This window comes from Lewinella sp. W8, assembly GCF_004375085.3.
Lineage (GTDB): Bacteria > Bacteroidota > Bacteroidia > Chitinophagales > Saprospiraceae > Neolewinella.
This window is the reverse complement of record NZ_SNAQ03000008.1, coordinates 204,578-230,409: the sequence shown is the minus strand read 5'-3', so window position 1 is coordinate 230,409 and position 25,832 is coordinate 204,578. Positions and strand designations below refer to the sequence as shown.

The 25,832-nt window shown below is 56.8% G+C and carries 23 protein-coding genes; 11 read left to right on the top strand and 12 right to left on the bottom strand.

The window, feature by feature from the left end:
* Positions 1–153 precede the first annotated feature (153 nt).
* The 3 genes from guaA to E1J53_RS11300 all read left to right on the top strand — a co-directional run bounded on the left by guaA (position 154) and on the right by E1J53_RS11300 (position 4,237).
* Entirely contained in the window at positions 154–1,695 is a 1,542-nt protein-coding gene (gene guaA / locus E1J53_RS11310; protein ID WP_134270620.1) for a glutamine-hydrolyzing GMP synthase, read from the top strand.
* Positions 1,682–3,202, top strand: coding sequence for an ABC transporter substrate-binding protein (locus E1J53_RS11305; RefSeq protein WP_134270619.1), 1,521 nt, complete (start codon positions 1,682–1,684; stop codon positions 3,200–3,202). The genes guaA and E1J53_RS11305 overlap by 14 nt, the downstream gene beginning before the upstream one ends.
* A gap of 135 nt (positions 3,203–3,337) precedes the next feature.
* Positions 3,338–4,237, top strand: coding sequence for a histone deacetylase (locus tag E1J53_RS11300; protein ID WP_134270618.1), 900 nt, complete (start codon positions 3,338–3,340; stop codon positions 4,235–4,237).
* Between the two features lie 222 nt (positions 4,238–4,459).
* Here the strand turns inward: E1J53_RS11300 and E1J53_RS11295 are convergent, their stop codons facing one another.
* The 4 genes from E1J53_RS11295 to yihA all read right to left on the bottom strand — a co-directional run bounded on the left by E1J53_RS11295 (position 4,460) and on the right by yihA (position 8,071).
* A complete protein-coding gene (locus E1J53_RS11295) occupies positions 4,460–5,017 on the bottom strand; it encodes a hypothetical protein (RefSeq protein WP_134270617.1) in 558 nt (185 codons plus the stop codon).
* A gap of 60 nt (positions 5,018–5,077) precedes the next feature.
* Entirely contained in the window at positions 5,078–5,575 is a 498-nt protein-coding gene (locus tag E1J53_RS11290; protein WP_134270616.1) for a sterol desaturase family protein, read from the bottom strand.
* A 74-nt stretch (positions 5,576–5,649) separates the two neighbouring features.
* A complete protein-coding gene (locus tag E1J53_RS11285) occupies positions 5,650–7,407 on the bottom strand; it encodes a 1-acyl-sn-glycerol-3-phosphate acyltransferase (RefSeq protein WP_154640180.1) in 1,758 nt (585 codons plus the stop codon).
* A 46-nt stretch (positions 7,408–7,453) separates the two neighbouring features.
* The gene (gene yihA / locus E1J53_RS11280; RefSeq protein WP_134270614.1) at positions 7,454–8,071 is read right to left on the bottom strand and encodes a ribosome biogenesis GTP-binding protein YihA/YsxC; all 618 of its coding nucleotides are present in this window, start codon (positions 8,069–8,071) and stop codon (positions 7,454–7,456) included.
* Positions 8,072–8,478: 407 nt separating this feature from the next.
* Here yihA and E1J53_RS11275 point away from each other — a divergent pair, with 407 nt between their 5' ends.
* Complete coding sequence (locus E1J53_RS11275; RefSeq protein ID WP_134270613.1) at positions 8,479–8,892, top strand: DUF805 domain-containing protein; 414 nt, start codon at positions 8,479–8,481, stop codon at positions 8,890–8,892.
* 56 nt (positions 8,893–8,948) lie between these two features.
* The gene (locus tag E1J53_RS11270; protein ID WP_154640179.1) at positions 8,949–9,347 is read left to right on the top strand and encodes a DUF805 domain-containing protein; all 399 of its coding nucleotides are present in this window, start codon (positions 8,949–8,951) and stop codon (positions 9,345–9,347) included.
* On the opposite strand, the gene E1J53_RS11265 is transcribed toward E1J53_RS11270, so the two are convergent.
* Positions 9,348–10,007 carry a heme exporter protein CcmB gene (locus tag E1J53_RS11265; RefSeq protein WP_173021453.1) on the bottom strand — a complete coding sequence of 220 codons (660 nt, stop codon included), beginning with the start codon at positions 10,005–10,007 and terminating at the stop codon, positions 9,348–9,350. It abuts the gene before it with no gap.
* 84 nt (positions 10,008–10,091) lie between these two features.
* On the opposite strand from E1J53_RS11265, the gene E1J53_RS11260 reads away from it, so the two are divergent.
* Complete coding sequence (locus E1J53_RS11260) at positions 10,092–11,330, top strand: N-acetylmuramoyl-L-alanine amidase (RefSeq protein ID WP_134270611.1); 1,239 nt, start codon at positions 10,092–10,094, stop codon at positions 11,328–11,330.
* A gap of 88 nt (positions 11,331–11,418) precedes the next feature.
* Complete coding sequence (locus E1J53_RS11255) at positions 11,419–11,916, top strand: TlpA disulfide reductase family protein (protein ID WP_134270610.1); 498 nt, start codon at positions 11,419–11,421, stop codon at positions 11,914–11,916.
* Between the two features lie 75 nt (positions 11,917–11,991).
* Here E1J53_RS11255 and E1J53_RS11250 read toward each other — a convergent pair whose 3' ends face one another.
* The 5 genes from E1J53_RS11250 to E1J53_RS23970 all read right to left on the bottom strand — a co-directional run bounded on the left by E1J53_RS11250 (position 11,992) and on the right by E1J53_RS23970 (position 16,376).
* Positions 11,992–12,198 (bottom strand): dodecin family protein, encoded by a 207-nt coding sequence (locus E1J53_RS11250; RefSeq protein WP_134270609.1) that lies wholly within the window; start codon positions 12,196–12,198, stop codon positions 11,992–11,994.
* 45 nt (positions 12,199–12,243) lie between these two features.
* Entirely contained in the window at positions 12,244–13,149 is a 906-nt protein-coding gene (locus tag E1J53_RS11245; RefSeq protein ID WP_134270608.1) for a hypothetical protein, read from the bottom strand.
* 103 nt (positions 13,150–13,252) lie between these two features.
* Entirely contained in the window at positions 13,253–14,542 is a 1,290-nt protein-coding gene (locus tag E1J53_RS11240; RefSeq protein ID WP_134270607.1) for a 3-deoxy-D-manno-octulosonic acid transferase, read from the bottom strand.
* Positions 14,543–14,551: 9 nt separating this feature from the next.
* Positions 14,552–15,343 carry a hypothetical protein gene (locus E1J53_RS11235; RefSeq protein ID WP_134270606.1) on the bottom strand — a complete coding sequence of 264 codons (792 nt, stop codon included), beginning with the start codon at positions 15,341–15,343 and terminating at the stop codon, positions 14,552–14,554.
* 145 nt (positions 15,344–15,488) lie between these two features.
* Positions 15,489–16,376, bottom strand: coding sequence for an NINE protein (locus tag E1J53_RS23970; RefSeq protein WP_173021452.1), 888 nt, complete (start codon positions 16,374–16,376; stop codon positions 15,489–15,491).
* A 450-nt stretch (positions 16,377–16,826) separates the two neighbouring features.
* On the opposite strand from E1J53_RS23970, the gene E1J53_RS11220 reads away from it, so the two are divergent.
* The 4 genes from E1J53_RS11220 to E1J53_RS11205 all read left to right on the top strand — a co-directional run bounded on the left by E1J53_RS11220 (position 16,827) and on the right by E1J53_RS11205 (position 22,316).
* On the top strand, positions 16,827–19,094 hold the full coding sequence (locus E1J53_RS11220; protein WP_134270605.1) for a gliding motility-associated C-terminal domain-containing protein: 2,268 nt from the start codon (positions 16,827–16,829) through the stop codon (positions 19,092–19,094).
* A 181-nt stretch (positions 19,095–19,275) separates the two neighbouring features.
* Positions 19,276–19,902, top strand: coding sequence for a hypothetical protein (locus tag E1J53_RS11215; RefSeq protein ID WP_134270604.1), 627 nt, complete (start codon positions 19,276–19,278; stop codon positions 19,900–19,902).
* Between the two features lie 99 nt (positions 19,903–20,001).
* Entirely contained in the window at positions 20,002–21,207 is a 1,206-nt protein-coding gene (locus E1J53_RS11210) for a molybdopterin molybdotransferase MoeA (RefSeq protein ID WP_173021451.1), read from the top strand.
* Entirely contained in the window at positions 21,204–22,316 is a 1,113-nt protein-coding gene (locus tag E1J53_RS11205) for an NTP transferase domain-containing protein (protein ID WP_134270602.1), read from the top strand. The genes E1J53_RS11210 and E1J53_RS11205 overlap by 4 nt, the downstream gene beginning before the upstream one ends.
* Positions 22,317–22,526: 210 nt before the next feature.
* On the opposite strand, the gene E1J53_RS11200 is transcribed toward E1J53_RS11205, so the two are convergent.
* Both E1J53_RS11200 and E1J53_RS11195 read right to left on the bottom strand, forming a co-directional pair.
* Positions 22,527–23,348: an alpha/beta fold hydrolase gene (locus E1J53_RS11200; protein ID WP_134270601.1), complete on the bottom strand. Its 822-nt coding sequence runs from the start codon at positions 23,346–23,348 to the stop codon at positions 22,527–22,529.
* Between the two features lie 44 nt (positions 23,349–23,392).
* Complete coding sequence (locus E1J53_RS11195) at positions 23,393–25,606, bottom strand: PQQ-binding-like beta-propeller repeat protein (RefSeq protein ID WP_134270600.1); 2,214 nt, start codon at positions 25,604–25,606, stop codon at positions 23,393–23,395.
* Positions 25,607–25,832 lie beyond the last annotated feature (226 nt).

Below are 25,832 nucleotides of genomic sequence, written 5' to 3'. Positions count from 1 at the left end.
TCCTGACCGGTGCCGCGACAATCCGATCGGAGCATACTGATCTGGATTTATTTCGGAGGCTTTTGCCGTCCGGAGGCGCGGTTGCCATCGGAGAACCTTTGCCCGCGCCAAAACGGGTGCTGAATCCCAAAAATCCTCTTACTTTTGTGCTCCATGACGGAAAAGGTACTCATCCTCGATTTTGGGAGTCAGTATACGCAGCTTATCGCCCGGCGAATCCGGGAACTGAACGTATACAGTGAGATTGTTCCCTACAATAAAATTCCGGTGCTCGACGAGAGCATCAAGGCCGTAATTCTGAGTGGAAGTCCCTTTTCGGTACGGGACGAAAATGCGCTGCATCCGGAATTGGAAAAGCTCATCGGTAAGCGGCCAGTCCTGGGCATCTGCTACGGAGCACAGTACGTCGCCCAGTATTTCGGTGGCACCGTAGCCCGCAGCAAAACCCGGGAATACGGTAAAGCTAATCTGGGGCAAATCTACCAGTATGACGGACTGTTCGCCGGACTGGAAACCGGGAGCCAGGTCTGGATGTCACACGGTGACACCATCCAGGAGATCCCCGCGCAGTTTGAACTTCTGGCCAGTACGGCCGACGTTGAGGTCGCTGCCTACGGCAGCAAGGACGGAGCCTTCGACGCTCCCGTCTTCTGCATCCAGTTTCACCCCGAGGTGTACCACAGCCTGGACGGAAAGCAACTACTCAAAAACTTCGTCATTGACATCGCCGGCTGCACGGGCAGCTGGACGCCGGCCGCATTCGTGGACGAAACGGTATCGGCTCTCCGCGAGAAAATTGGCGAAGACCGCGTGCTGCTCGGCCTAAGTGGTGGAGTGGATAGCTCGGTGGCGGCTATGTTGCTGCACCGGGCCATCGGTGACCGGCTGTTCTGCTTCTTTATCGACAACGGCCTGTTACGCAAAGACGAGTTCGATCAGGTACTGAAAGGCTACGAGGGCATGGGCCTGAACGTAACCGGTATTGACGCCAAACAGGAATTCTATGACGCCCTGGCGGGCATCTCCGATCCGGAAAAAAAGCGGAAAGCCATCGGTAGAACCTTCATCGAGGTATTTGATCGGGAGGCCCATAAGCTGACCAATATTACCTACCTGGCACAAGGAACGATCTACCCCGACGTTATTGAGAGCGTGAGCGTTCACGGACCCTCCGTTACGATCAAAAGCCACCATAACGTTGGGGGCTTACCCGAAAAGATGGGACTCAAAATCGTGGAACCCCTGCGGTTCCTGTTTAAGGATGAAGTGCGCCGGGTCGGCACCGAAATGGGGATGGCGGATCACCTCATCAAGCGCCATCCGTTTCCCGGTCCCGGACTTGCCATCCGCATCCTGGGAGACATCACGCCGGAGAAGGTAAATCTGCTGCAACAAGCCGATGCGATTTACATCAATAAGCTCCGGGAATACGGCCTGTATGACCAGGTTTGGCAAGCAGGCACTATTTTGTTGCCCGTACAGTCGGTTGGCGTTATGGGAGACGAACGTACTTACGAACAGGCTGTCGCCCTCCGGGCCGTCAACAGCACGGATGGCATGACTGCCGAATGGAGCCACTTACCCTACGACTTCCTGGCCTCCGTCAGCAGCTCAATAATCAACAATGTAAAAGGCATTAATCGCGTCGTTTATGACATCAGTACCAAACCACCAGCTACCATTGAATGGGAATAATTTCTTCGGCACCCTGCTGTTGGCCCTCTTTTTGATCGGTACTTCTTCCTGCGAACTCTTCAAGCCCATCAGTAAACCCGATCCGGGGAGGGAAACCCCCACGGAAACCACCGAGGTTGACGAAGGCGAAGAACTGGAGCCCATCCAGAGCCGCAGAGTTTTTGACCCCACCACGGGGACTTACGTCTACGTGGAAAATGCGCCGACGGACAAGATGGACACCATCAGCTGGACGGTGCTGCCCGAAGAGCGTAATCCCCCCATCGTCGAGGACGGTACCTCGCCCTACGATCCGGTGGTCACCCCCATCGACCCCGAAGACAATACACTCAACGTAATTACCCAAACCGGGACCACCGAGTCCGGTTCCCGATTACTGAGTGCCTACAACGTGGATTTTGCCCTTCCCTTCCTGACCGACCGGTACCTGGGGAGTGAGGATAAAATTGATGAGAACTCCCTCTGGGCACTGCATTTCTATTCCGGGGCGAAAATGGCCCTCGATGAAATGCGCGGCGGTCCCGTCGGCTACAACGTGCAGGTGCAGGATACGCGCGCCAACCCCAGTCGGGTCACGGAGCTGACGACGACTCCGGCCTTCCGGGACGCACACCTGGTGATTGGCCCTTACCTTAAGCAAAATGTGACCACGCTGGCCGAAAGCGCCCGTGGCATGGAAAAAGTACTGATTTCTCCCTACAGCGCTGCGACGGGAGTAAGTGCCAACAACCCTAATTACATTCAGGTGAATCCTACGCTGGAAACTCACCTACGGTCCCTGATTAAGCACGCCTACAATAACCAGCGGGCAGACCGGATCGTACTGGTCGTGGGCACCAATCCCAATCAGCAAAGCCGACTCGGATACATTCAGGATGAATACAAAATCCTGACGGGTAACGCCGAGGTGGAGCCACTGGAAGTACTTTCACTGGACATCAACGAGCAGGCGCAGACCAACCTCGATCAGTACCTGACCGGTCGCAAAACGGTTTTCATCGTCCCCATTTACGAAGACGAGTCTTTCGTCGCTAACTTCCTCCGGCTGCTCTACAACGAGACCCGGGACGATTTCGGACGAAACGTAGCGGTGTACGGACTTCCCCAGTGGATCGATTTCACCCGGATTAATTTTGACTACTACGAGGGCACCAACGTCCACGTCAGCAGCAGCGTATTCATCAATAAGCTCGACCCCGCCGTCCGTGATTTCCGTCGGTCCTTCTACGACCAGTACGGAGCATTGCCCCGCGACGAGGCCTACGTGGGGTACGACCTGACGCGTTACTTCCTCCGCATGGCGGCCGAGCACGGCACGCGTTTTCAGTTCGCGCTGGAAGAAAATCCCGAAGACCTGCTACACACCAGCTTCCGGTTTGAACCCGTTGCCGTTGTGCCCGCAAACGCTTCGGGGAATGGATTCGAACAGGCCACCCTGGACCGCTTCGAAAATAAGTTCGTCAACATTCTCCAGTTCAGAGATTATGCCTTCCGGCGGGTAAACTAACCCAGGTAAACATCTGGCTGCGGGCCTCCTTTCCGATCGGAAAGGAGGCCCGTCGTTTTTGGGGATGAAGCAAGTCAACTCCGATTTTTTCCCCGGTGGCTTAAACTTTCTATTCGTTCCTTTTTTACCCTGTCCATGCGCATTGCTTTTAGCCCCATCTACCGCTACGCACTACCCAAAGGTCATCGCTTCCCAATGGACAAATATGAGTTGCTGCCCGAGCAGTTACTCTACGAAGGCACGATTACGCCAAAAGCATTTTTTGGACCGGAAAGTCTGCCCGAGGCGGCCATTCTCAGGACGCATACCCCCGAATACTGGGAGAAGCTATCGACCAATACCTTGAGCCGGAAGGAGGCCCGGGCCATCGGTTTTCCCATGCGTCCGGAATTAATCGCCCGGGGGCGGGTCATCGCCCAGGGTACGCTGGATTGCGCCCGCTACGCCATGGCGGATGGGGTAGCCCTGAACATCGCGGGCGGTACTCACCATGCCTTCGCGGATCGGGGGGAAGGCTTCTGTGTCTTCAACGACATCGCCATTGCGGCCAATGAATTGCTGCACCGTGGCGAAATCCACCAGGCGCTGGTGGTTGATCTGGACGTTCACCAGGGGAACGGAACGGCCAAAATCTTCGAGGACGATCCGCGGGTGTTCACCCTGAGTTTTCACGGAGCGAAAAACTACCCGGGACGGAAGATGAACTCGGATCTCGACCACGGGTTTCCGGACAAAACCGGAGACGAGCTTTACCTCAGCACCCTGTACGCCATTCTCCCGGACTTACTGGATCGGCTGCGGCCGGACATCGTCTTTTACCTCAGCGGGGTGGATATTCTGGAAACGGACAAACTGGGCCGGCTTTCCTGTAGTCTGGCGGGGTGCCGGGAACGGGATCGCTTTGTCTTTCAGTCGTGCTACGATCGTAACCTCCCGGTGGCCGTTAGCATGGGAGGAGGCTACAGCGAGCGGTTGGCGACCATCGTGGAGGCCCACGCCAACACCTACCGAATGGCCAGCAGTATTTATGAGTAATCACGGGGTACTGAATTCCGCATGCGCGAAGGGGATTGCTCACTTGGCGTCACCTTTGGCAGAGTATAAGGGCGAGGGGCCGCAGGTGCAATGAATGTTGGAGTCAGCCATCCGGTTGGGGGCAAGCCTACCTACAATCAGCGGTTGTTTTTTGCTCTTTGCATATCCCCCGGCACCTGCGCGCAGCGCCCAAAGTAGAAGCAAACTACTTCCGGCAATCAGTTACCGTAGATAGAGCATGGCGGCGATCAGGATGGTGACCACGATGGCCACGAAAATCAGCGGAAACTGACTGTTGCGGTACTTGTCCACCATTTTTTCGAGGGCCTCGTTCCAGGTGAGCCGGGTGCCGATGGCCTCCCGACAAAAGAAGCGGTACTTTTTCTTGATGTTGGCCTCGTTGCCGTGGCGTTTCAGGATCAGAAAGTCATTGTCCATGAAGGCCAACTCGTAGAGGAGGCTGTTGCGGTAGATGCTGTCGCCGATGATGATCCGCCGTCCCTCCGCCTCAAAGGCCTTGGCTTCGAGCACCCCGTCGTTGGCAATCCGGATTTCCCCGGTGTCCTGGAAGCGGTGCAGACTGATGACCGTGTCCCCCGGGCGATCGCTCATTTCGACCCACTCCACCCGGTACAGGGAGGCATCTTCATCGTCAAAGGAAGGCTCACTAAATTTCCGAACTGCGGGAAGCACATTTTCGATCATCTGCTCCATGGAGTCATACTCCGGGAGCTGAAGATTAAAGGGTTCGGCAATTTTATCGAGCAGACGATCTTCCATGGCGACGTGCTTTGCCCTAAGCACCCCGGAGGGGACTTTAGTGACTAACGTGCGGCTAATTTACGCTTTTGCTTGCTTATCGCCCCTGGACCATTCGCTCCGCTTACGGAAATACTTGCCGTCAACCACCAGGAGGCCAAAGCTTTCGCAGCCCTCTTTTTCGGTCACCGCATGGTGGTGGCCGTGCGCCCGTAGGATGGCCCGGCTGTATCGACCGTCGAGCTGCTTAAACCATTTGAATCGGCGATGAATGTATACGTCATGAATGAGGAAGTAGATCAGGCCGTAAATACTGATCCCGATTCCCACAAAGAGCAGCCAGAAGAAGCCTTCGACGTTGAGCCCGATCATGTAGGCCGCCGCACTCGGAATGGCAAAAACGAGAAAGAACAGATCGTTCTTCTCAAAGAATCCATCCTCTTCGTGGTGTGGCCGGTGATGGTCTTCGTGCCACGACCACAGGAGACCGTGCATGAGATACTTGTGGGCCGCCCAGGCCACAAATTCCATTCCCGCAATGGTGAGCAGGGTAATACCGAGGTAAAGTAGTGCCGTCATACGGAGCAAAAACAGCAGTAGCAGAAGATGGTTTACCAAAAAGCCGGCGAAACAGTCCATCTTCCGGGTAGGGACTAGACTACGCGTTCATCCCCGATAAGTTCCTCCGGCCACTGAATCTTTCGGGTGAGGCGGTAGGTAGACAAGCGGTTGTGATAGAAATACAGCATGGAGAAGTTATCCGATACGATGTTTCCTCTTTTGTCAATCCGCAACGGACTGTCGATATGGAAGTTTCCCAAACTCTTGATGCCTTTCTGGAGAATGGCCTCCGGACTTTCGTAAAGGGTCGCATCAACTTTAGCCTGGTCCTGTTTTACCCGCTTCAGCAATTCATCCCGCAATTGAGCGATGATGGAAAGGATGGCGGGACGTTTGAAGAAGAAGTCCTCGGCGGGCAGCCGGAGCAGTGCGTAGAGGTCGTTGTTGGGGAAGCTCTGCTTGAGCATGCTGAAGGCGACAAAACTTACCAGATGACTTGGAAGCACAATGCCGTCGGCTTCGTAGCGTTCCACCAGCCGGTCTCCCAGCATGCGGGTGTATTCGCTTTCCCGCTGAAAGTCGGTATTGATTGCTCCGGATTGATCCCGGAAATACTCCCGGGTGGAAATACTCCTCCCGTGCTGGCTGTAACTACGGCCTTCATCATCCACGCGGTTACCCAGCACGTCCATGGGCCGGCCCAGAGCAATGGTAATTTGGTTGCCCTTACTGAAAACGTCCCAAACGAACTTGAGAATGGACCGGAGACTGTGAAAGCTATCCTGAGCTTTGATGTACCGATCTTGTCCTTCCTTACGCAGGTGCTGCTCAATCAGGAATTGTGCCTCCAGCACGAAGGGGTAACTCAGCACTACCGGGACGATGAACACCTTGTCGTTACGCCCCGCCTGGTAGCGGGAACGCTGGGCCTCTACCGCCGTGCCGAGCAAGCCTAATTTCAGTTTGGTCTCCAGTGCCCCGGACCGGGAGCGGGTGCCACCCGGGAAAAACAGGCTGGGTACCCCCTTTTCGATGAGCAGTTTGCTCATCATCTTCAGGCAGGTGTTGTAGACCGGATTCCGCTTCCGGCGATCCACGCGATAGGCGCCGAGGCGATTCATGAAGTAGGCCGTGTAGCCAGTATTGTAAAGGTTAAGTCCCGCACCGAAGGCCACGGGGGGTAACCCCGCTACCTGATCAATGGCGTAGCCGATCAGGATGGAATCCAGGTTGCTGAAGTGGGTGGGCACCATGACCACCGTGCCGCGTTTGCTGAGTTCACGGACCTGTTCTACGTAACCCCGAACGAGGAGTTTTTCCTGCAGCAGAATCCGCTTGGAGAAAAGGGAGCGAAAGCTGCGGCCATCGGCCGCATTCAGCAGGCGACCGAAGAAAAAGGTCAGAAATCGACGCGCGAATTTGAAGGTGCTCAGCTTGAAGTGACCAACGATTTCGTCGGCGTAGCGGCGGACGATGCGTCGCAGGATTTTCCGTGCCGCATCATCAGCCGTGGTGGGTTCTTCTTCGTCGAGCGAGCGGGTGGCCAGCATTTTGGCCAGGCGTTTCCAGTAGCGCCTTTCCTGGGGAGGGTCCACCTTCCAGGGTTCTTCTTTGGCCCGTCGCTGTTCGGAAAAGAGGGTTTTACTCAGGAGGTCCTGCAGGTCATCCCCGTAGAGATTGATCAGCCGTTCGTAGGTTTCGACCTCCAGGATTTTCACGTAGCCCTCCCGTTGGGCGTGTAGTTTGTAAATGGCCCATTCCTCCAGCTTGGGCGCAATGTGGTCATAGCGCTGGCTTTCGTGCTCGAAATCTGAGCTTGGTGGAGGTACGGTATGCGGCGTTTCAGTCAAAATCTTGGTAATTCGCTAGGGGTGCAAGGTACTGCCTTTTCGGGCACTACGCCGATTGAAAAGACCAGTCAACGGATTGAAGGGTGTTTTCCAGGAAGTCGAGGATTTCCTCCCGCCCGGTTCCATCAACGGCACTGGTCAGGAAAATGGGGGGTAAGGATTCCCAGTATTCCAAAAGCGCTTGCTTAAAGGCCTCGACGTGGACGCCGCCCCGGGCTTTCTTGCGGTCCGTTTTGGTGAAAACAATGACGAAGGGTACTCCGTTTTCGCCGAGCCAGTTACAAAAATCAAGGTCAATATTCTGGGGGGGGACGTTGCTGTCCACAAGGACAAAAGCGTTGACCATACTTTCCCGATGGAGGAAATAATTTTCGGTCCGTTGCTCCCATTTGGCGCGGGTCTTCTTGCTGCGCTTGGCGTAGCCGTAACCCGGTAGATCGGTCAGGTACCAGGACTTGTTGATCAGGAAGTAATTGATCAGCTGGGTCTTACCGGGAGTGCTGGAGGTGCGGGCGAGTTCCTTGCGTTGGGTTAGCATATTGATCAGACTGCTCTTCCCCACGTTGGAGCGTCCGATGAAGGCAAATTCCGGACGGCCATCCCGCGGCGCCTGATTCACCCGCGCGTGAGAGGAGGCGAAGGAGGAGGTGGTGATGTCGGCCATGCTGGTTTTCGTTAAATGCTCAGGAAAGTTGTCCGGTAGCGGATAAGATGGGAAAAGTTACCGGATCGATCACTTGCTGCGGTGATGATTACGGTATCGGATACGCAAACGGAACAACGATTTGACCGGTAGAGGTTGAGTTAGTGCCGAATTGTTGTTTGAATACGGGGGCAAAAGCCAAAGGGGATGCGTGGGCGCAAGCGTGCAGTGAAAGGGAATACTCGGCTCAGCCGGTGCAGGTGCGCGTTTCTTTCCGCGAGCCGGGGATGTCCGGTTGCCCCAAATTCATGAGGCCTGTTGGCGGGCAGGAGCAATCGGCGCCGAAGGTTTCGCTTTTGTCGGCACTTCCTAGTAATTGGTCGAACAGAATTGATCCCGGGGATGAATTCCCTCACCTTACGATCGTTATGGAAAATAAGAAAAACCTCTTCGCCAATTTCGCCGACGTTCTCCGGAAGTTTACCGACTTCAATGGACGTAGCCGCAGATATGAATTCTGGGGCTTTATGCTGATCCTCTTTATTATCCGTGCAGTAACTTCTACCTGGGACAATATTCTCTTTGACGGCAACGACGTGTTCCGCGGCGTCATCAATGTCCTTTTCTTCCTGCCACTACTGGCGCTGAAGGTGCGCCGCCTCCACGATGTGGGCCGCAGCGGATGGTGGATGTTGCTCGGATTGACCGGTATCGGTTATCTGGTGCTGCTTTACTGGTTCATCCAGGACAGCGAACCCGGTGAAAATGATTACGGCCTCAGCCCTAAATACCCATACGGCGTCGAATCCGACGAGCCCGCCTTCAAAGACTTACTGGTTTAACGCTTAAGACCCCATTAATTTTTGCCTCCCATCACCTCAGCTAACCACTTATCGTCATGATTTGGAATAACTTCCTACTCGCACTCTCCAAATACGCAGATTTCAAGACCCGTAGTCGCCGGGCGGAATTTTGGGGATTTACCCTCATTTCACTCCTCATTTCTGCCGCCGCCAGCATCTGGGACAATGCTATTTTCGACAGTGAAGTTTTTGGGAGCCTGGTAGACATCGTCTTTTTTATTCCTTCCATCGCCGTCGGTGCCCGCCGGCTGCACGATACGGGCCGCAGTGGCTGGTGGCAGTTACTGGCACTGACCGGAATCGGCTTGATCCCCCTGTTTTACTGGTACGCCAAAGACGGGGAAGTTCACAACAATAAGTGGGGAGCCAGTCCGAAGTACGGCGCCAGCGATATTGAGCGGGAAATCCCGATCGAAGAAGATCAGATTGTCTAGTTAATCCCGCCAGACAAAAGGAAATAACACCAACCCAACGGCCAGCGCCAGCAGGTCAATTGCTACCCCGAGTAGTAAATATTGCTCTTCTTGTCCGGAGGTCAGGCCCACGGCGTGACCTCCGGCATTTACCAGAAGGTACAGCAGGGGCACCACCAGCGGGAAGCTGAGAATGGCCATCAACGTACTGCTGCCTCCGGCCCGGGCGGCCAGGGCCGCCACGAACGTCAGGATGGCACTCAGGCCGAAGGACCCCAGTAATACCGCGATCAGAAAATACCCGGTTTCTGAGACGAAGTTTGTCCGGGCGAAGAAATTCATCAGGCCCCAGGCCAGGAGGCTGATGACAAAGATCACGAGGGTATTGTAAAGAAACTTACTCACCAGCAGGGCTTCTGGTGCCGCCAGGGTGTAGTAGTAATAATGCCGTCGCCCTCCTTCTCGCAGAAAGCTTCTGCTGCCGGCCACGGTTGCGCCGAAGAACAACACTACCCAGTAGAGTGCGTTATAGGTCATAGCACTGAATTCCCGGACCGCGAAGTACACCAGCACCGTGGTAGCAATCACGTAAAGCAGGATGCTACCCAGTGCGTAGCGGTTTTGCCATTCAGCACGAATTTCCCAGCGAAGTAAATGAAGGATCTGTTGGGGAACGGTCATGCTGCAAAGGTAATCGCTCTGGTCGATAGCATTCATCCGCCGCCGGAATGTATCTTGTGCCTTGATCCCTAGTTTATCGTTTTTATGCCCCTCGTAAAAACCCTTGTTTTTTTAGGCCTGATGATCGCGTCCATGCCACTTTCGGCGGATCACCTTCGCGTTGCCGCACAACGCGGGGATGGCATCTATTCCTTATTGCGGCGATATGCCCTGTTGAATTACGGATGCAACCTCGAAGAGTTTTATCGGCTGAACCAGCTCCGGAAAAACGCCAACCTGCTGGTTGGCCGGGAGTATAAGCTGCCGATCGAGGTGTATACCTACAACGGGAAATCCATCCGTACGACCACGGAAAACGAAGACTATACCCGCGCGCTGGCCATCCAGCACTACAATGAAGGCCTGCTGGAGGCGGGGGTTCGCCAGAAAGACTTCCGGGAGGATAAGGTGCTGTACGTTCCCTTCCACATCGATAACTGTATCGAGGACGCCGTAAAGGCGGCGCCCCGGGAGATTACGGATCAGGGAGAAATTACCCGCAGTGTCGCCCGGACGGACTCGCTGTTGGTCGCTCCCGAGCAGGTGACCACCAGCGCCTACCGGACCTTCGGTATTTTTGGCCCCGATAAGGCCTTCGTGCCCAAGTTGGACGATAAGCTGGCCGGCAGGATTTTTTACATCGTTTCCGGGCACGGTGGCCCGGACCCGGGCGCCATCGGCCGCCGGGCGGGCCATTACCTGCACGAAGACGAATACGCTTACGATGTGGCCCTCCGCCTCACCAGAAATATTCTCGCCCATGGCGGGACGCCCTACATGATCGTCCGGGATAACGACGGCATTCGGGATGATGAGTACCTGAAGGGCGATAAGGACGAAACCGTATGGGGAGGGGCGAAAATCCCGGTCGGTCAGAAAAACCGACTCACGCAGCGGAGTGAAATCATCAATGCCCTCTACGAGGAGAATCTGGCCAAGGGAATTACGGACCAGACGATGGTGGCCATCCACGTCGATAGTCGTGCCAAGGGTAAGCGAATCGACTTGTTCTTTTACCACTACGAAGGTGATCTGCTGGGGGCCAAACAGGCCGAGATCATGCACCAGACCATCCGCAATAAATACGACAAGCACCAGCGGGGTAGGGGATATACCGGAACCCTTAAGTCGCGGGATCTCCATATGCTACGGGAAACCAAACCCAGTGGGGTTTACGTGGAGCTGGCCAACATTACCAATCCGGTAGATCAATTACGGATCGTCTCTCCCCGGAACCGTCAATTACTGGCCGACTGGTTGGCCGAAGGGCTCATCCGCCGGTAAGGTGTTTTCCGGGGATAACGAAACAATAAGATTTTCTTAGGTACCTTTTACCCTCACCACCGGCGTTATTACGCACAAAGTTCCCGACATGAAGAAATGGATCGCCTCCCCGCTTATCGTGCTTTTTTTGAGTGTAGGCCTTTCCGCCCAGGATGTATTCCCCACGCCCGAATTGCTGGACGTTAAGCGGGCCCCCGCTTCGCTGGCAACATACGTCAACAACGGAAAGCCTACCGTGGTGGCCATCTGGGCCACCTGGTGCTTTCCCTGCCATAAAGAACTGGATGAAATGAAACCTTACCTCGGTAAGTGGGAGATGGAATATGGAGCGGACTTCGTGGCGGTGAGTGTGGATCAGCCACGGTACTTTCGGCAAATTCAGCCCCTGGTGAAACGGAAAGGCTGGGCCTATAACGTACTGGTGGATCAACGGGGGCAGCTACAACAGCAACTGGGCTTTTCCAGCATCCCGCAATTGTATGTCCTTGACCAAAACGGCGCGATCATCAAATCCTTCAGTGGCTATCAGGAGGGCCGGGAAAAGCAGGTTGACCGATTGCTACAGCGCCTGTCGAGTAAAAAATAAGGAAAGTGCCCGGCGATCTCCGATGGAAGTCCCCGAACGGGGGGCACACACGCAGATGGCCAGGCACTCCCTGAATTAAACGTCTACCTCGAAGGTGATCTTTACGTTCACGCGGTACTTGTCCACCTTACCGTCCTTTACGGTGACGGACTGCTCATTGACGTAAGCAGAGCGGATGTGACGGACGCTTTTGGAGGTTTCTTCCACCGCGTTTGCGATGGCTTCTTCGTAACTTTTAGCGCTCTCGCTGAGTACTTCGATGACTTTAAGCACTTTGGCCATAATGTAGGATGTTTGGTGATTATGGAATCCCGTAATCGGGTTGATTTACTGACGAAAGATACCCATAAACAGCAGCTCATTCCCCCGGGGTTCACCTACTTCAATTCGCAGGTCATAGACTTCCCCGGACTGGGCGTTGTATTCCAGGAGCGGGTAGGCATCGGGAGACTCATCGGCCGCTACAATTCGTCTTTGGGCATCCGCTAAATATAAGTCGATTTTATTGGAAACGCCACTTCCCGTCGCCGCAAAGAACCGACGACCATCCCCCAGCTTGAGTCCCCGCAGGCTTAGGCCCGCCTCATTGGTCAGCAGATATCCGAAAACGCACCATTGGTTTTCTCCGCCTTGCCACTGAAGCCTGGGGTGAACGGACTTGATACCACTGGCGGCCCCAAAAAATTGCTGGTTGAGCCTACGGTAATCAAACTCCATAATGGGGGCACCTCCACCGCGCAGCATACTCAACGCAAGGAAACCTGTGGGGCTTTGGCTGCTGACCAAATGCAGTTGCAGTTGATAAACACCATCCCTGATCGGCCGAAAATTAATGATGGGACTATTATCCGGTTCCTGATCCGAGGCGACCAGGACACCGTTTTCATCCCGCAAAAAGAAATCTACGTCGCGACCGTCCTGATCCGACGCTCCAAGGAAGCTGTAGTTATAGTTAGCCTGGAGCTGCACGTTGATGGCAACACTCTCACCGGTGCGCACCCGCGCACCCGCCAGACACAGTCCCGGTCGCCATTCCATCCCAGAGATGGCTACCATCAAATTGCCCTTTTCAAAGACGGTATTCAAACTGTACTGCAGGGCCTCGGTTTCGGGCCAGTAGCTTTGCCCTTCGGCAACGGAGGTGCCACTGGAGGTAAATGACTGGCCAGCTGCAGTATTTACCGTCGCCGTAAGTAGACCAAAAAGAATCAGGCCCGTAAAAATCTGCCGCATGTCACAAAGGTAAGTTTGTCGGGGTGCTTAACGGATGGCAAATACTACCGCTTCGCGGAGAAGCAATTAAGGGTCGGGACTGCCTACCAAATATTCCGTTCTGCTACCCCAAAGAAGAAAGGATTTCCCTGGCGGTCCGTTCACCGGCCCCGGCACTCTTTTTGCTGGCCTCAGTCTGGGCGCGGGAGGCCTGCTCCCGCTGGGAAGTGATCAGTAAATTCTCCAACACCTCCCGCAACTCTTCCGCACTCGCCAGGCTGAAGGCCCCGCCCTGGCGAATGGCGGCAGCGGCCTCGGGGAATTTATGGTGCTTGGGGCCCATGATGACCGGCAGGCCATAGGCCTGGGGTTCCAGGGTATTGTGGAGGCCGGTTCGGAAGGCCCCACCAACGTAAGCCAGTTGCGCGAAGCGGTAGGAACGACTGAGGATGCCAATGGTGTCCAGGATCAGGACCTCAGCGGCCGCGGCTTCTTCCGGGGAGGTTTGTGTGTACCGAACGGCCGAAAAAGCATTGGTCCATTCGTTGATCTCCCGTTCGTGTAACTGATGTGGGGCCAGCACCAACCTGATCCTACCCCGGAAATGGGGCCAGGCGCTCTTCCAGGCACTTACGTCTTCCGGCCAAACGGAACCCGCCATTACGGTGAGTTGATGTTCCGTGAAAGCCTTCAGAATGGGGTCGGAAAAGGGAGTGCCCGCTAACTGCAGCGTACGATCCATCCGGGGGTCTCCGGCGACGGTAATTTTCTTCGGGGGGTATCCCGCAGATTGGAGAAGGTTCCGGTCCTTATCGGTCTGTACGAACAGGTGGGAAAAATGGTCGAGCATACGCAGCCACCACTTACCCCACGGTCGGAAGAAGGGTTGTTGGGGTCGAAAGCTTCCCGCCACTAAAAAGAGTGGTACGTTGGCTTCCCGGATGGCCCGGAGGTGATCGTACCAGAATTCGTATTTGACGAAAATGGCGGCGTCCGGTTGCAGCGCCTTTATCCACCGTTTTGCGGACCGTCGGCCATCTCTGGGGAGGTAGAGAACTTCATCGGCCAGGCCGGAGGCTCCGTGGCGTTCGAAGCCGCTGGGACTGAAAAAAGTGAGCACGTACCGCCAGTGCGGCCGCTGGTCCCGGAGGGCCCGAAAAACGGGGCGGCCCTGCTCCCATTCGCCCAAACTGGCGCAATGCATCCAGACTACCCGGGAATCGGACTCGGCTCCTGCGGGGCTACCTTGGCTTCCTGCGCTCCGTCGCCCCCCTGAAGCTTCAATTTCTTCCAGCCATTTATCGGTAGCTACCCGCCCGGCCATCCATTTCCTGGCTTGTTCGACGCCCAAAAGGGCGGCCATGCTGATCAGCGTATGGTAGGCACGAACGCCCAGTCGGTACAGGAAAGTCATCGGGTAGCCTTAGTAAAAAATCTCGCGGCCCTCCCCGAAATAGAAGGGAATGACGAGCCCGGCGCGCAGCCCCAGGACGATGTCCGTTCGGCCATCGGCACTCGGTGGGCCGCCCAGGGGGATATCGAAGCTGCGTTGAGCGCTGGTGAACCCGACCGTGGCGTCGGCACCGATGTAGAAATTCAGGCGCCGATCGAAGGCCAGTTGCTGGTAGCCGATGAACTGGTGGAGCGCGAAGCCGCCCGTCAGGCGGTCGTAGCCGGGGAGTAACTCCTCACTGAGCTGCGGTACGGACTGTACGGGATCGTCCTGTACGCTGATCCGGTGGAAGAAATAACCGAAGGCCGTGTTGAGGTGGATCCCCGCCCGTTGGTTGTTGCCGATCCGGAGGGTGTACCCCAGATTAGGGCCGATAAAGAGCTGCCGTTGCCGGAGTTGGATGTCGGCCGGCTCCCGTTGATTACCGATCAAAAAACCGTCGTTGGTGCGTAGGCCGAGTAAGACATCCTCCTTAACGTCGGAGCCAAAGCCAAACAGCACCCGGAAACCAAATTGAAGATTCGAGTTGGCGGGCAGATAAGCCAGTCCACCATCGATGGCGAAACCACTGCCAAAACGTTCCGAAAGGTCGCCGGCAGAAATCATCGGACCGTAGCCCGCGTAAATCATCACGGCCCGATCCAGGTTGCGTGCTCCAGCCAGGCCCTGGGCGCGAGCGCAGGATGCCGGGTAAAGCAGCATAAGGAGCAAGCCGAGCAAAAGACCGGACTTCAATTTGCCAAAGGGGATGTATCTCTCCATGCCGCAAAGGTAAGTGGAGAAATGATGTTTGACGTTTGAAGTCGGAGAATTGATGTCTGCCGTCAGAGGAATGACGTTTTTGGGATGGGGCGGTATTCAGCCTTCAGCCTTAAACCTTAAACCTCAGGCCTAAATCCTAGCCTCCCTATCCCAGGATTTTTTCCTTTTGCTTCTGAAATTCGGCTTCGGTCAGGATGCCGGCATCATGCAGTTCTTTGAGGCGGGTGATTTGCTCCAGCAGATCGGGGCCGGCGGGCGGAGTGTCCGCTTCGGCGGGTGAGGCGTCCTGAATGGGGATGGACTTCGGCGCTGGTTTCGGTCCGGGGGTGAGGTGATGACGGGGAGGTGGGTTTTCGAAGTCCTCCAGCACTTCCTCGGGTTGCTCCCGTTGGGCTTTCTCCTGCACTTCCGTGATTTCCACCAGATTGAGCCGGCGATAATTATTGGCCCGGAACTGCCGGTAGGAAGAGTGGTTACGGAGTGCCTTGAGGGCGGGGTGTTTCTCAATCCGCTCTGGTTTGGGCAAACCGAAGGTGATGGACATTTCCAGGTGCCGCAGGGTATCGGCGTACTGTCCGAGCTGGGCGTAACTACAGGCGAGGTTGAAGTGTACTCCGGGGTCCGTAGGGTCCACCTCCATGCCTTCCAGAAAGGCCTCGATGGCCAGATCATAATCTCCGCTGCGGTAATACCGTACGCCCTCGGCCTTCAGGGACTTAGTACCCCGCTGGCTGGGACCGGCGATACCCAGGGGTTGTTCTCCCTCCAGGAGGGCGTCCTTATCGTACTTTTCCTGCCACTTTCTTTTGGGAGTAGCCCAGAAAACCAGGGCCGTGATCATGGGCGCCAGAACGATGCCGGCCATCATGAACGGGAAGGGGCCATCACCGTTGGTTTCGGCGTTGAGGAAAACCAGGGCCCAGAAGCCGGCGAACTGTAAGGCTCCCCGCCACCACTGCCCGAGGTAGAAGCGGTGAACACCAAAAATGCCCAGAAAAAAGGCAAAAAAACCGGCCAGGTTCTTATTCAGCATAGCGAAACGAAGATAGCAACTTTACAAGAGAACGATCTTGGGAAGAAGGATTATGTACACTAGATACGGTTATCCTTTCATTTGGATGCACCGCACTGGAAATATGGCGGGATAAAATCGACGGAAGGCCCATTATGGCCCACTGGCGGGGAATTTAGTGGTGACGAGCGGGGTGACCCTAGCGTGGGGCAGTCAAGTAAAGTCCGTGCTGACCGGGAAAAGTGGCGGTTGGCGAGTGTCGGAAACACGGTGTTTTGTCAAGGAGTTGCCAAGAGGGGGGATTGACCGGAAAAATTGTGGAGTTTGTCGTTTCTTGATGGTAGAAATCCGTCAGGCTCAGATTTGGGGGTGATCCGCACTATCTTTTGCCACGGAGAGGTATCGCGTAACTAAATCCCTCCGCTGCTCACCCCTAAATTGAAGCTTGACCGACCACTAGACCTCCCGAGCATGCGTATACTATTGTGTCTGGTTTGCGGGCTGATGATCAATGGTCTGTTTGGACAATCGAGTGAAGGAACCGATTTCTGGTTTACCTTCCTCCAGCATCGCGATGCGATGCAGGCCCGGATGGTGGCCATGGTGTCGGCCCGGGAGGCGACCACCGGAACCCTTTCCGTACCCGGGCTGGGATTCAGCGAGGATTTTACGCTCGCGGCTAATTCGGTGGCGCTGATCAATTTGCCGCCCGGAGCGGAGTCTATCGGTTCGGAAGTCGTTACCCGGAATGCGGCCCACTTAACGTCCAGCGGGACGGTCAGCCTCTACATTCATCAGTATTTCGGTTTGCGGTCGGAGGCCAGTATCGTGCTGCCCTCCCCGGCCCTGGGCCGGGATTACTACCTGATGACCTACGTCGGGTACCAGGATGGTGACCGGATCTTTCCCTCGGAATTTGCCGTCGTGGCCCGCGAGGACGACACCCGCATTGAGATCATCAACGCCACGGCGGACACCGAAAACGGGCATCGGTCCGGCAGTAGCTGGACGGTCACCCTCAACCGGGGAGAAGTCTATCAGGTGCGCGCCCAGAAGGCGCAGGGGGATTTCACGGGGACCAGGATACGGGGCGACAAGCCCTTTGCTCTTTTCGGCGGCAATGCCTGGACCCAGGTCCCCGGCACCTGCGGTTATCGCGATAATTTGCTCGAACAGATGTACCCGATGGAAAGTTGGGGGACCGAAGTCGCCGCAGTACCCAGTGCGCAGGTCAACGGTAATCTCTACCGCATCCTGGCCGGGACGGACGGAACGGTAATCCGGATTGACGGGCGTTTCCCCCGCGCCTACTGGCTGGACGCCGGGGAGTTCGCGGAGTTTGAATACTCGGACGGATTCATCGCAACAAGCAACTATCCGATCCTCGTAGCGCAATTCAACAAGGGAACACAATGCTCCGCCCATGACCTGGGTGACCCCTCGATGGTCCTCCTAAACAGCGTCCGGCAAACGCTGGACACCATTACGGTCTACAACAGCGGCTTCGAGGCCATCACGGAAAATTACATTAACGTAATTCTGCAGGCGGGAGATGAACTGAATACCCGCATCGACGGTCGGGACTTGCCCGGCCCCTTCACGGCCCTGGGGGCCGAGGGGCGCTTTGTCTACACCCAATTGCGGGTGGAGGAGGGGAGTCATACCATTACCTCTTCCGGCTGCGGGACCATCGTTACGGCCTACGGCTACGGTTTTGCGGAAAGCTACGCCTACGGGGGTGGTGCGGCCTTCCGGCCCATCAACGCCAACCCCATCGTGGAGGGCGGGTGCCTGAACGACACCATCTTCTTCGATACGGGGCTGGACACCAGTCGCTTCGAACTGCAGTGGACTTTCCACGACGGAACCGTCTCGGAACATTCCCGGGTCTCCCGGATTTATGACACTCTGGGAAGTTATCCCGTGGAGCTGATTGTCCACGATCTGTGTCTGGACCGCCGGGATACCAGTACCCAGGACCTACAGATTACGCTGCGGCAGGCCATTTCTACCACGCCGGACCTCAGCCTGTGTCCGGGGGAAGTGGCTAATCTGTCGGCTACGGATCTTCCCGGTGCCCGCTACCGTTGGTCGGGCCCCCGTGGTTTCGTGGCCGAGACGCAATCGTTGGCCATCACGAATATTTCGGATCATAATGCCGGAACCTACGCGGCCGTCGGCATCGTGAGTGGCTGCGCCACTTTTCCCGCGGAGGTCAAGCTGGACGTCCATCCCGTGCCGGAAATAAGCTTTTCCAGTGACACCGTCTTCTGCCCCCGCGAAGATGCGTTGATGACCCTCGACCCCGAACCGGCATTCGCGGAGTATCGGTGGTCCGATGGGAATACCGGAAGTCAGCTCGTGGTGACTGAAGGGGGCACCTACGGACTTACGGCCACCGACGGAAATGGCTGCGAGGCGGAGGGGGAAGTAACAATTTCGGCGTTCTGTCCCACGGCGGTATACGTCCCGACGGCCTTCAGTCCAAACGGGGATGGCATCAATGACGCGTTTGAAGTATATGCCTACGATGCGGCCTTTCTGGAGCTGCGCATCTTCGACCGCTGGGGCAAGCTGGTCTTCGAAGGGCAAGGCTCCTCCATGAGCTGGGACGGCCTGGATCGGAGCGGCCCATACGCTCCCGGTTATTACGTCTACACCCTCGAAGTACACGGTGAGCGGGACAACGGAATACCCTTTCAGGAAGTCCGTTCCGGACAGCTGCTGCTGGTACGTTAAGGTCATGATAAAGATGCGTATGCCGTGCATTATTCTTCGGCCCGCACGGCGTTATCCCGCTATATTTGGTGGCCGGAATCCGTATGGATTTCCGGACCATCAGCCGGACGATGGAAACGGCGAAATAGCTACCGCCGGATTCCTCTTCCTGCAACCTTAATCAACCATAAAACCTGTTGACATGCGTAATCTATTATTCCTCTTTCTCTTCGGAGGTGTTTTTTTCCTGATGGGCTGTGGCCCCAAAATTTATGAGGCTCCCGGTGTGGAGGCCATGGCCGCCAGCCATAGTGTGGTGGCCATTATTCCACCTACGGTCACCATTCAGGGAAGGAAGAAGGATGATCCCGACGCCCTGCTGCTGGCCGCTGAGCAAGATACCTACACCTTTCAGCGGGAAATTTTCAGCTGGATGATGCGCCGAAAGCAACAGGGACGCATCCGGGGAGTGGAGTTCCTGGACGTTGAAAGCACGAACGCAAAACTGGAGCGGGCCGGCTATACGCTAAATTCCCGGATCCTGACGCCGCAGGAGATGGCGGAGGCGCTGAACGTTGATGCCGTCATTACTTCCCAGTTCAATACGACCAAGCCGATGTCTGAAGGGGCCGCCGTAGCCCTGGGTGCCCTCTTCGGGGTATGGGGCAACACCAAAGAAACGAGTGTGAATATGTCGATCCACGATGCGGAAAATGGATTGATCTGGAATTATGACTGGATCGCTGGGGCCACCTTTGCTTCCCCGGAAACGTTGGTAGACGCGCTGATGCGGAACGCCAGTCGCAGAAACCCCTACATCATTCGGTAGGGAAGCATTGACCGCGGTCAGGAATGACGAAGGGATGGTCAAATGATTGAGCGGGACTACCTACCTTGCCAGCATTCGATCATCCTTAATACATTCGTTTTGCTGATTGATTACCGGGACGCCCTTCGGTTGGTTGCCGAGCAGTCCTTTACCCGCAACGAGGAGTTGGTTCCCCTTCCCGCGGCCGCGGGCCGCGTGTTGAGCCAGCCGGTACGGGCCGACCGTCCTCAGCCGCCCTTCAACCGGGTGGCCATGGACGGAATCGCGATAAACTATGCGGCATACGCCGCCGGACAACGTGATTTCCCCATCGCCAGATTACAGGCCGCCGGACAGCCACCGCTGCCCCTGACCAATCCGAAGCAGTGCGTGGAAATTATGACGGGAGCAGCCCTTCCCGGGGGATGTACGACCGTCATCCGCTACGAGGACCTGGAGCGCAGGGGCGATGCTTTCCGCCTACCCGAGGGGGTGGAAGACGGAAAGAGTATTCACTTTGCCGGCGCCGACGTTGCCGAGGGGGATTTACTCCTGCCTGCCGGCAGTACCGTCGACGTGGCCGCCACGGGTATGCTGGCTACTTGCGGGTACGCTGAGGTGCCCGTGGTGCAATTGCCCCGTACGGCCGTCATTTCCACGGGCAATGAGCTGGTTCCCGTAGACGCCACCCCCGCGCCCCACCAGATTCGGCGATCCAATGTTTTCCAACTCGTACAGTTGTTGCGCACCGCGGGCATCGAAGCGGAACACCTGCACCTGGAGGATGATCGCGAAGCCCTACACCGGGTACTGGGGGAAATCCTGGCCGGGTACGAGTTGGTGATCCTGAGTGGAGGAGTCTCGAAGGGGAAGCTCGATTTTGTGCCGGAAATCCTGTCGGCCCTGGGGGTGCGTACGCTGTTTCACGGTGTGGCCCAGCGCCCCGGGAAGCCCATTTGGGTGGGAAGAACGGATACCACCATGGTTTTCGGATTGCCGGGCAATCCGGTCTCCAGCGTGGCCTGTTGCCAGGTGTACGTCGGGGAGCATTTGCGGCACCGACTGGGACTGCCACCCCGCCAGTATCAGTACGTAGAGCTGGCCACCGACATTCCCTTCAAACCGGACCTTACGCACTTTGACCGGGTGCTGATCCGTCAGCAGCCGGAGGCCGGAACCCTCCTGGCCCATTCGGTGAAGAATGCGGGGTCCGGAGATGCCGCGAGCCTTCTGCGGGCCAACGGGCTGGTGATTTTGCCCCGCGGCAAAGACCTTTTTCGGGCGGGAGAGGTTTACCCATGTATACCCCTTAATCGCTTGTTATGATGCCCCATCAAAAACACCCGAAAGTGAGTCGGCCGGTGCTTGGCCATTACGGCCGGACGGAATTCGCCTTCGTCGGAAGTACCTGCGCCCGCATGGAGGACGTGATGGAGCACGTCATCCGCGAACTGGCCGATGCCTACCGGGGAGTGCTGGTGACGGGAGACCACGGAACGAAGGATTGGGCGTCCCTGCAGCAGTTTGGCAAGAAACAAATATTCGCCCCCTCCGCATTCTGGAATGACTACGATGATAAATTGCTCGGCCGGGAGTCCGATTTCGTACTGGTGAATGGCAATCACTATCCCGCTGCGCGTCAGATCGTGTTCGTCGACCCCAACAAGGCTGGGACGCTGGAGCGCCGCCGGGAGCAGCTAACGGACGTGGCCGCGATTGTGATGTGCCCCGGTGCCGATGATTTGCCGGGCTGGTTGAAAGAGCATTTGGGCGACGGCGCGCCGGTGCCATGTCCTCTGGAAAGGAGCAAAGCGGACCTCACCGAACTGATCAAGTCGGCGGTTGAAGCCCGTATCCCCCCAATTCAGGCCCTCATTCTGGCGGGGGGTAAAAGCCAGCGGATGGGAGAAGACAAGCGGTTTCTGACCTATCGGTCCGGACTGACCGAACTGGAACGCATGGTATCCTTATGCCGCGATGAACTCGGTCTTACTACCCACCTTTCCGTCAGTAATGCCGACGACGCTCCGCTGCCCGGAGTGCCAACCCTTGCCGACCGCTTTTTGGGGCTCGGGCCACTGGGGGCCATTTGTTCGGCTTTCCTACGGGAACCCGACGTGGCCTGGTTGGTCCTTCCGTGTGACCTTCCGCTCCTGGAAGCGGACACCCTGCGGCAGCTGATTGCGGCCCGCGCGGTGGATAAGGTGGCCACAGCCGTGAAGGGAAGCAGTAAGCCCTTCCCGGAACCCCTGGTGACCATCTACGAGCCCCGGGCCTACCCCCGTCTATTGTCCTTCCTGGGACTGGGATATTCGTGCCCGCGAAAAATGTTGATCAACAGCGAGGTGGCTCATTTCAAAATCGCGGACGAGACCCCCATCCGGAACGCCAATACCCCCGAGGAGCGCCTGGCCATTGAGCGCCTGCTAAAGTAAGGTGGCTGACGTTCTCCGGTTAATGGCTCTCTGCCACCGGTAAATCAGTCCGACTGGCATGAACAAAGTCAGGCCAGTACTATTGCTAAGAATTTATCAGACTGGTCATTGGGCTCCGCCCACTCATGACTTATCATCTGAGATCCCTTTTACGCCGGTCTTCCACCAGGAAGGCCGGCTTTCCCCCGATCCATATTGGCCGTAGGGTTGTCACTGATCCAGGATGGATCGTAGGGCCCCATTCACCAACTGGGGTTGGTCGAGGGGCATGTAGTGGCCGCAGGGCCGCAGTATATGTACGTCAAGATCGGGAGCTTCCTCCCGGAACCTGAGCATATGCCGGCCGCAGAGTGGATCCCCCGGGGCGATAATCAGGTGTTTGCTGACGGGAATCCCCCGTAGGGTATCGCTCAGGTTGCGGAGTTCTGCCGCCCGGCCCCGCTCCATGGGAGCGGCGATCATCCGTAGCGTAAAATTCGTTGAGGTACTCCGCCAGGAAGCTACAATGGTGCCGATCCGGGACCATAAGCCGCTCCGCCAGTTGCGGGTGTTGGTCAGCATGATGGTCCGTAAGCCCAGGTCGCTGGCGAAAACGTGTCGTAGCCCCGGCAGTTTGAACAGTACTTCACTTATCCGATCCAGGGGAGTGTGTAGGGTGTACAGTACGGTATTCAGGAGGATGAGGTGCCGGAGCCGCTGGGGGTGTTTGGCTGCCCACAGGATGGCGGGAGGTCCGCCAATATCGTGTCCCACCAGCGTAAATTGTTCTTCCGGTCCGAGCAGTTGCGCAATGACCTGATCGAGCACCCGTGCCATGGAGGAGAATGAGTAGTCGAAACCATCGGGTTTGTCCGAACGTCCGAATCCGATCCAGTCGATCGCCACCACCCGGTGGGTGCTCTTCAGGGCGTCCATATGGGCTTCCCAAAGTAGGGAATTGGTGGGCCAACCATGGAGGAATAATACGCAGTCGCCCCGACCGGCCTCCCGGTATGCGATACGGTAACCCTGTACGTGAAGAAATTTAATCATGCTTGTTCGATCATCGGCGGCTTTTGCGGTCAGTGGCAATTGCGTTACCGGCTGGGATTATCTTCTTTCTCCGGGGGTTCCGGGAGGCCGAAGGCGACGTAGGCGTCTCCGGCCAGGGTGTTCAATTTGCCACCACCGCAGGCGATGACGATGTATTGTTTGCCCCGGTATTCGTAGATGGAGGGAGTGGCGAATCCGGCCGCAGGTAGATCAGTTTCCCACAGCAGTTCTCCCGTTCGTTTATGGAAGGCCCGAAACTTAGCGTCGGAGGTGGCGGCGATGAAAACCAACCCTCCCGCGCTGACTACCGGGCCACCGTAATTCTCGGTGCCCGTTGCCGGAATGCCCCGGGCTTTATAGTCGGGGTATTCCCCTAAGGGAACCTGCCAGCGGTGTTCTCCGCTGTTCAGGTCGATGGCCGTCAGGGTGCCCCAGGGCGGGCTGATGGCGGGTTTGCCGTCGGGTGCCAGAAATTTGGTGTAACCCCGGAGCTTGTAGGAAACGTAGTAAGGGTCTTCTTCCGGGCTGAGGGGACGAATGCTGAATTCCTTTTTCCCTTCCTCTTCCAGGTTAAGGACAAAGGCCGCGATTGCGGAGGTTTCCTCCTCCTTAAGGTGCCCGAAGGCGGGCATCATTCTCCTTCCGGATTGCAGCAGGGTGCCGAAGCTTTCCCGGTCGTACCGTTCCCCGATGTTGACCAGAGTAGGGTTGTTGCCGGTACCCGCCCGGTCGGTACCGTGGCAGCTCTGGCAATACTTGCCGTAGAGGCGTTCGCCGGCCTGGGCCCAGTTCTCCTCATCGGGAACGGACCACTCATTTTTGCGCATCTCGATGTACCACGCCATATTGTTGGCGTTCACGTAGAGCATGCCCGTGGCGGGATCGTAGGCGGGGCCTCCCCATTCAGCACCTCCGTCAAAGCCGGGAAGCAGGACCATCGGCTGCTCATTGGGGGGCAAATAGGGGCTGCCCATCCGGGCACGTTCCATGTCGGCCAGAACCTTGGCGCGATCCTCTTCACTCAGGTAGGGGTTGATGTCTTCCTTGCTAATGCTCTGCCGGGCGAAGGGCTTGGGCAGGGTAGGGATGGGCTGAGTCGGCGAAGGAATTTCACCCGGGAGGGCACCTTCCTGGGGCACGGGTACTTCCTCAATGGGGAAAACTGGTTCCCCGGTTTCGCGCTCAAAAACGAACAGTTGCCCGTTTTTGGTGGCCTGCACGACGGCATCAACCGATTTCCCTTCGCGGTTCAGGGTGACGAGTACGGGGGGAGTGGGGTGGTCCTTATCCCAAAGGTCATGGTGAATGGTCTGGAAGTGCCACTTACGCTCCCCGGTGCGGGCATCCAGGGCCAGTACGCAGTTGGCAAAAAGATTGTTCCCCGGGCGGTTGGCACCGTAAAAGTCGTAGGCCGCCGACCCCGTACCACAAAAGATAATTCCCCGTTCCTGATCCATGCTGAACCCGCTCCAGACGTTGGCGCCTCCGGTATACTGCCAGGCCGCCTTGTTCCCCCAAGTGTTGTAACCTTCGTCCATCGGGCCCGGAATGGTCCGGAATATCCACCGTTGTTCTCCGCTGCGTACGTCATAGGCGCGAAGGTGCCCCGGCGCACTGGGGAGGGATTCATCCACCCGGGTCCCCATGACGAGCAGGTCTTCAAAAACGATGCCCGGAGAGGTGGAAACGACAAAGTGATCATCGACGTTCCGGCCGAGCCCATGGTGTAGGTCGATGAATCCGTCCGACCCGAAAGCTTCAATCTTCCGGCCGGTGGAGGCATCGACGGCGTACGTTCGCGAACCCGCCGTGAAGAAAATGCGCGTATGGCCCAGGCTATCCGTCCAGCTGGCCACCCCACGGCTGTTGATCATGATGTGTTTGTAGACGCTACCGTTGGCGTCGAGACTTCCGTCCTGCGGATTAAACACCCAGGCCTCCGCTCCCGTTACGGCGTTGACCGCGAACAGGTTCATCTGTGGACTTACACCGATCAACAGATCGCCCACCACAATGGGGTTGCATTGAATTTGACTGTGGTTAGCCGTGTCGGCATCCCCCGTATGGTAGACCCACACGGGCTCCAGGAGCGCCACGTTGCTGGTGTCGATCTCCGTCAGGGAAGTGTAGTGGCGGAAGCCCGGGTCACCCCCGTAGTGTGACCACGTAGTGAATGCGTGGTCTTCTTCGGTGGCACCCTCTTCGGTGGACTGGCAGCCAATAAGGAGGAGGAAAAGCAACGGGGATACGAGACGCATGACAAATCTTTGGGTGAAGAAAGGGGTGAAGTCCAAATGCCGAAGTCGGGGGCAATCTGCTTGGTGGTGTGGGTTTTCGCCGTCGGGTCTACACCACTAGACGCCGCCACGGCGGCGGGGCCCCGTATGCTCTCGATTTGCGCGGAACGGTTATTTTGCGGGTGTCGATCCCGTATCCACGGTGATCCAGGCGGACAAAGGGCTGGACGAAATGAACAAGCGTTTT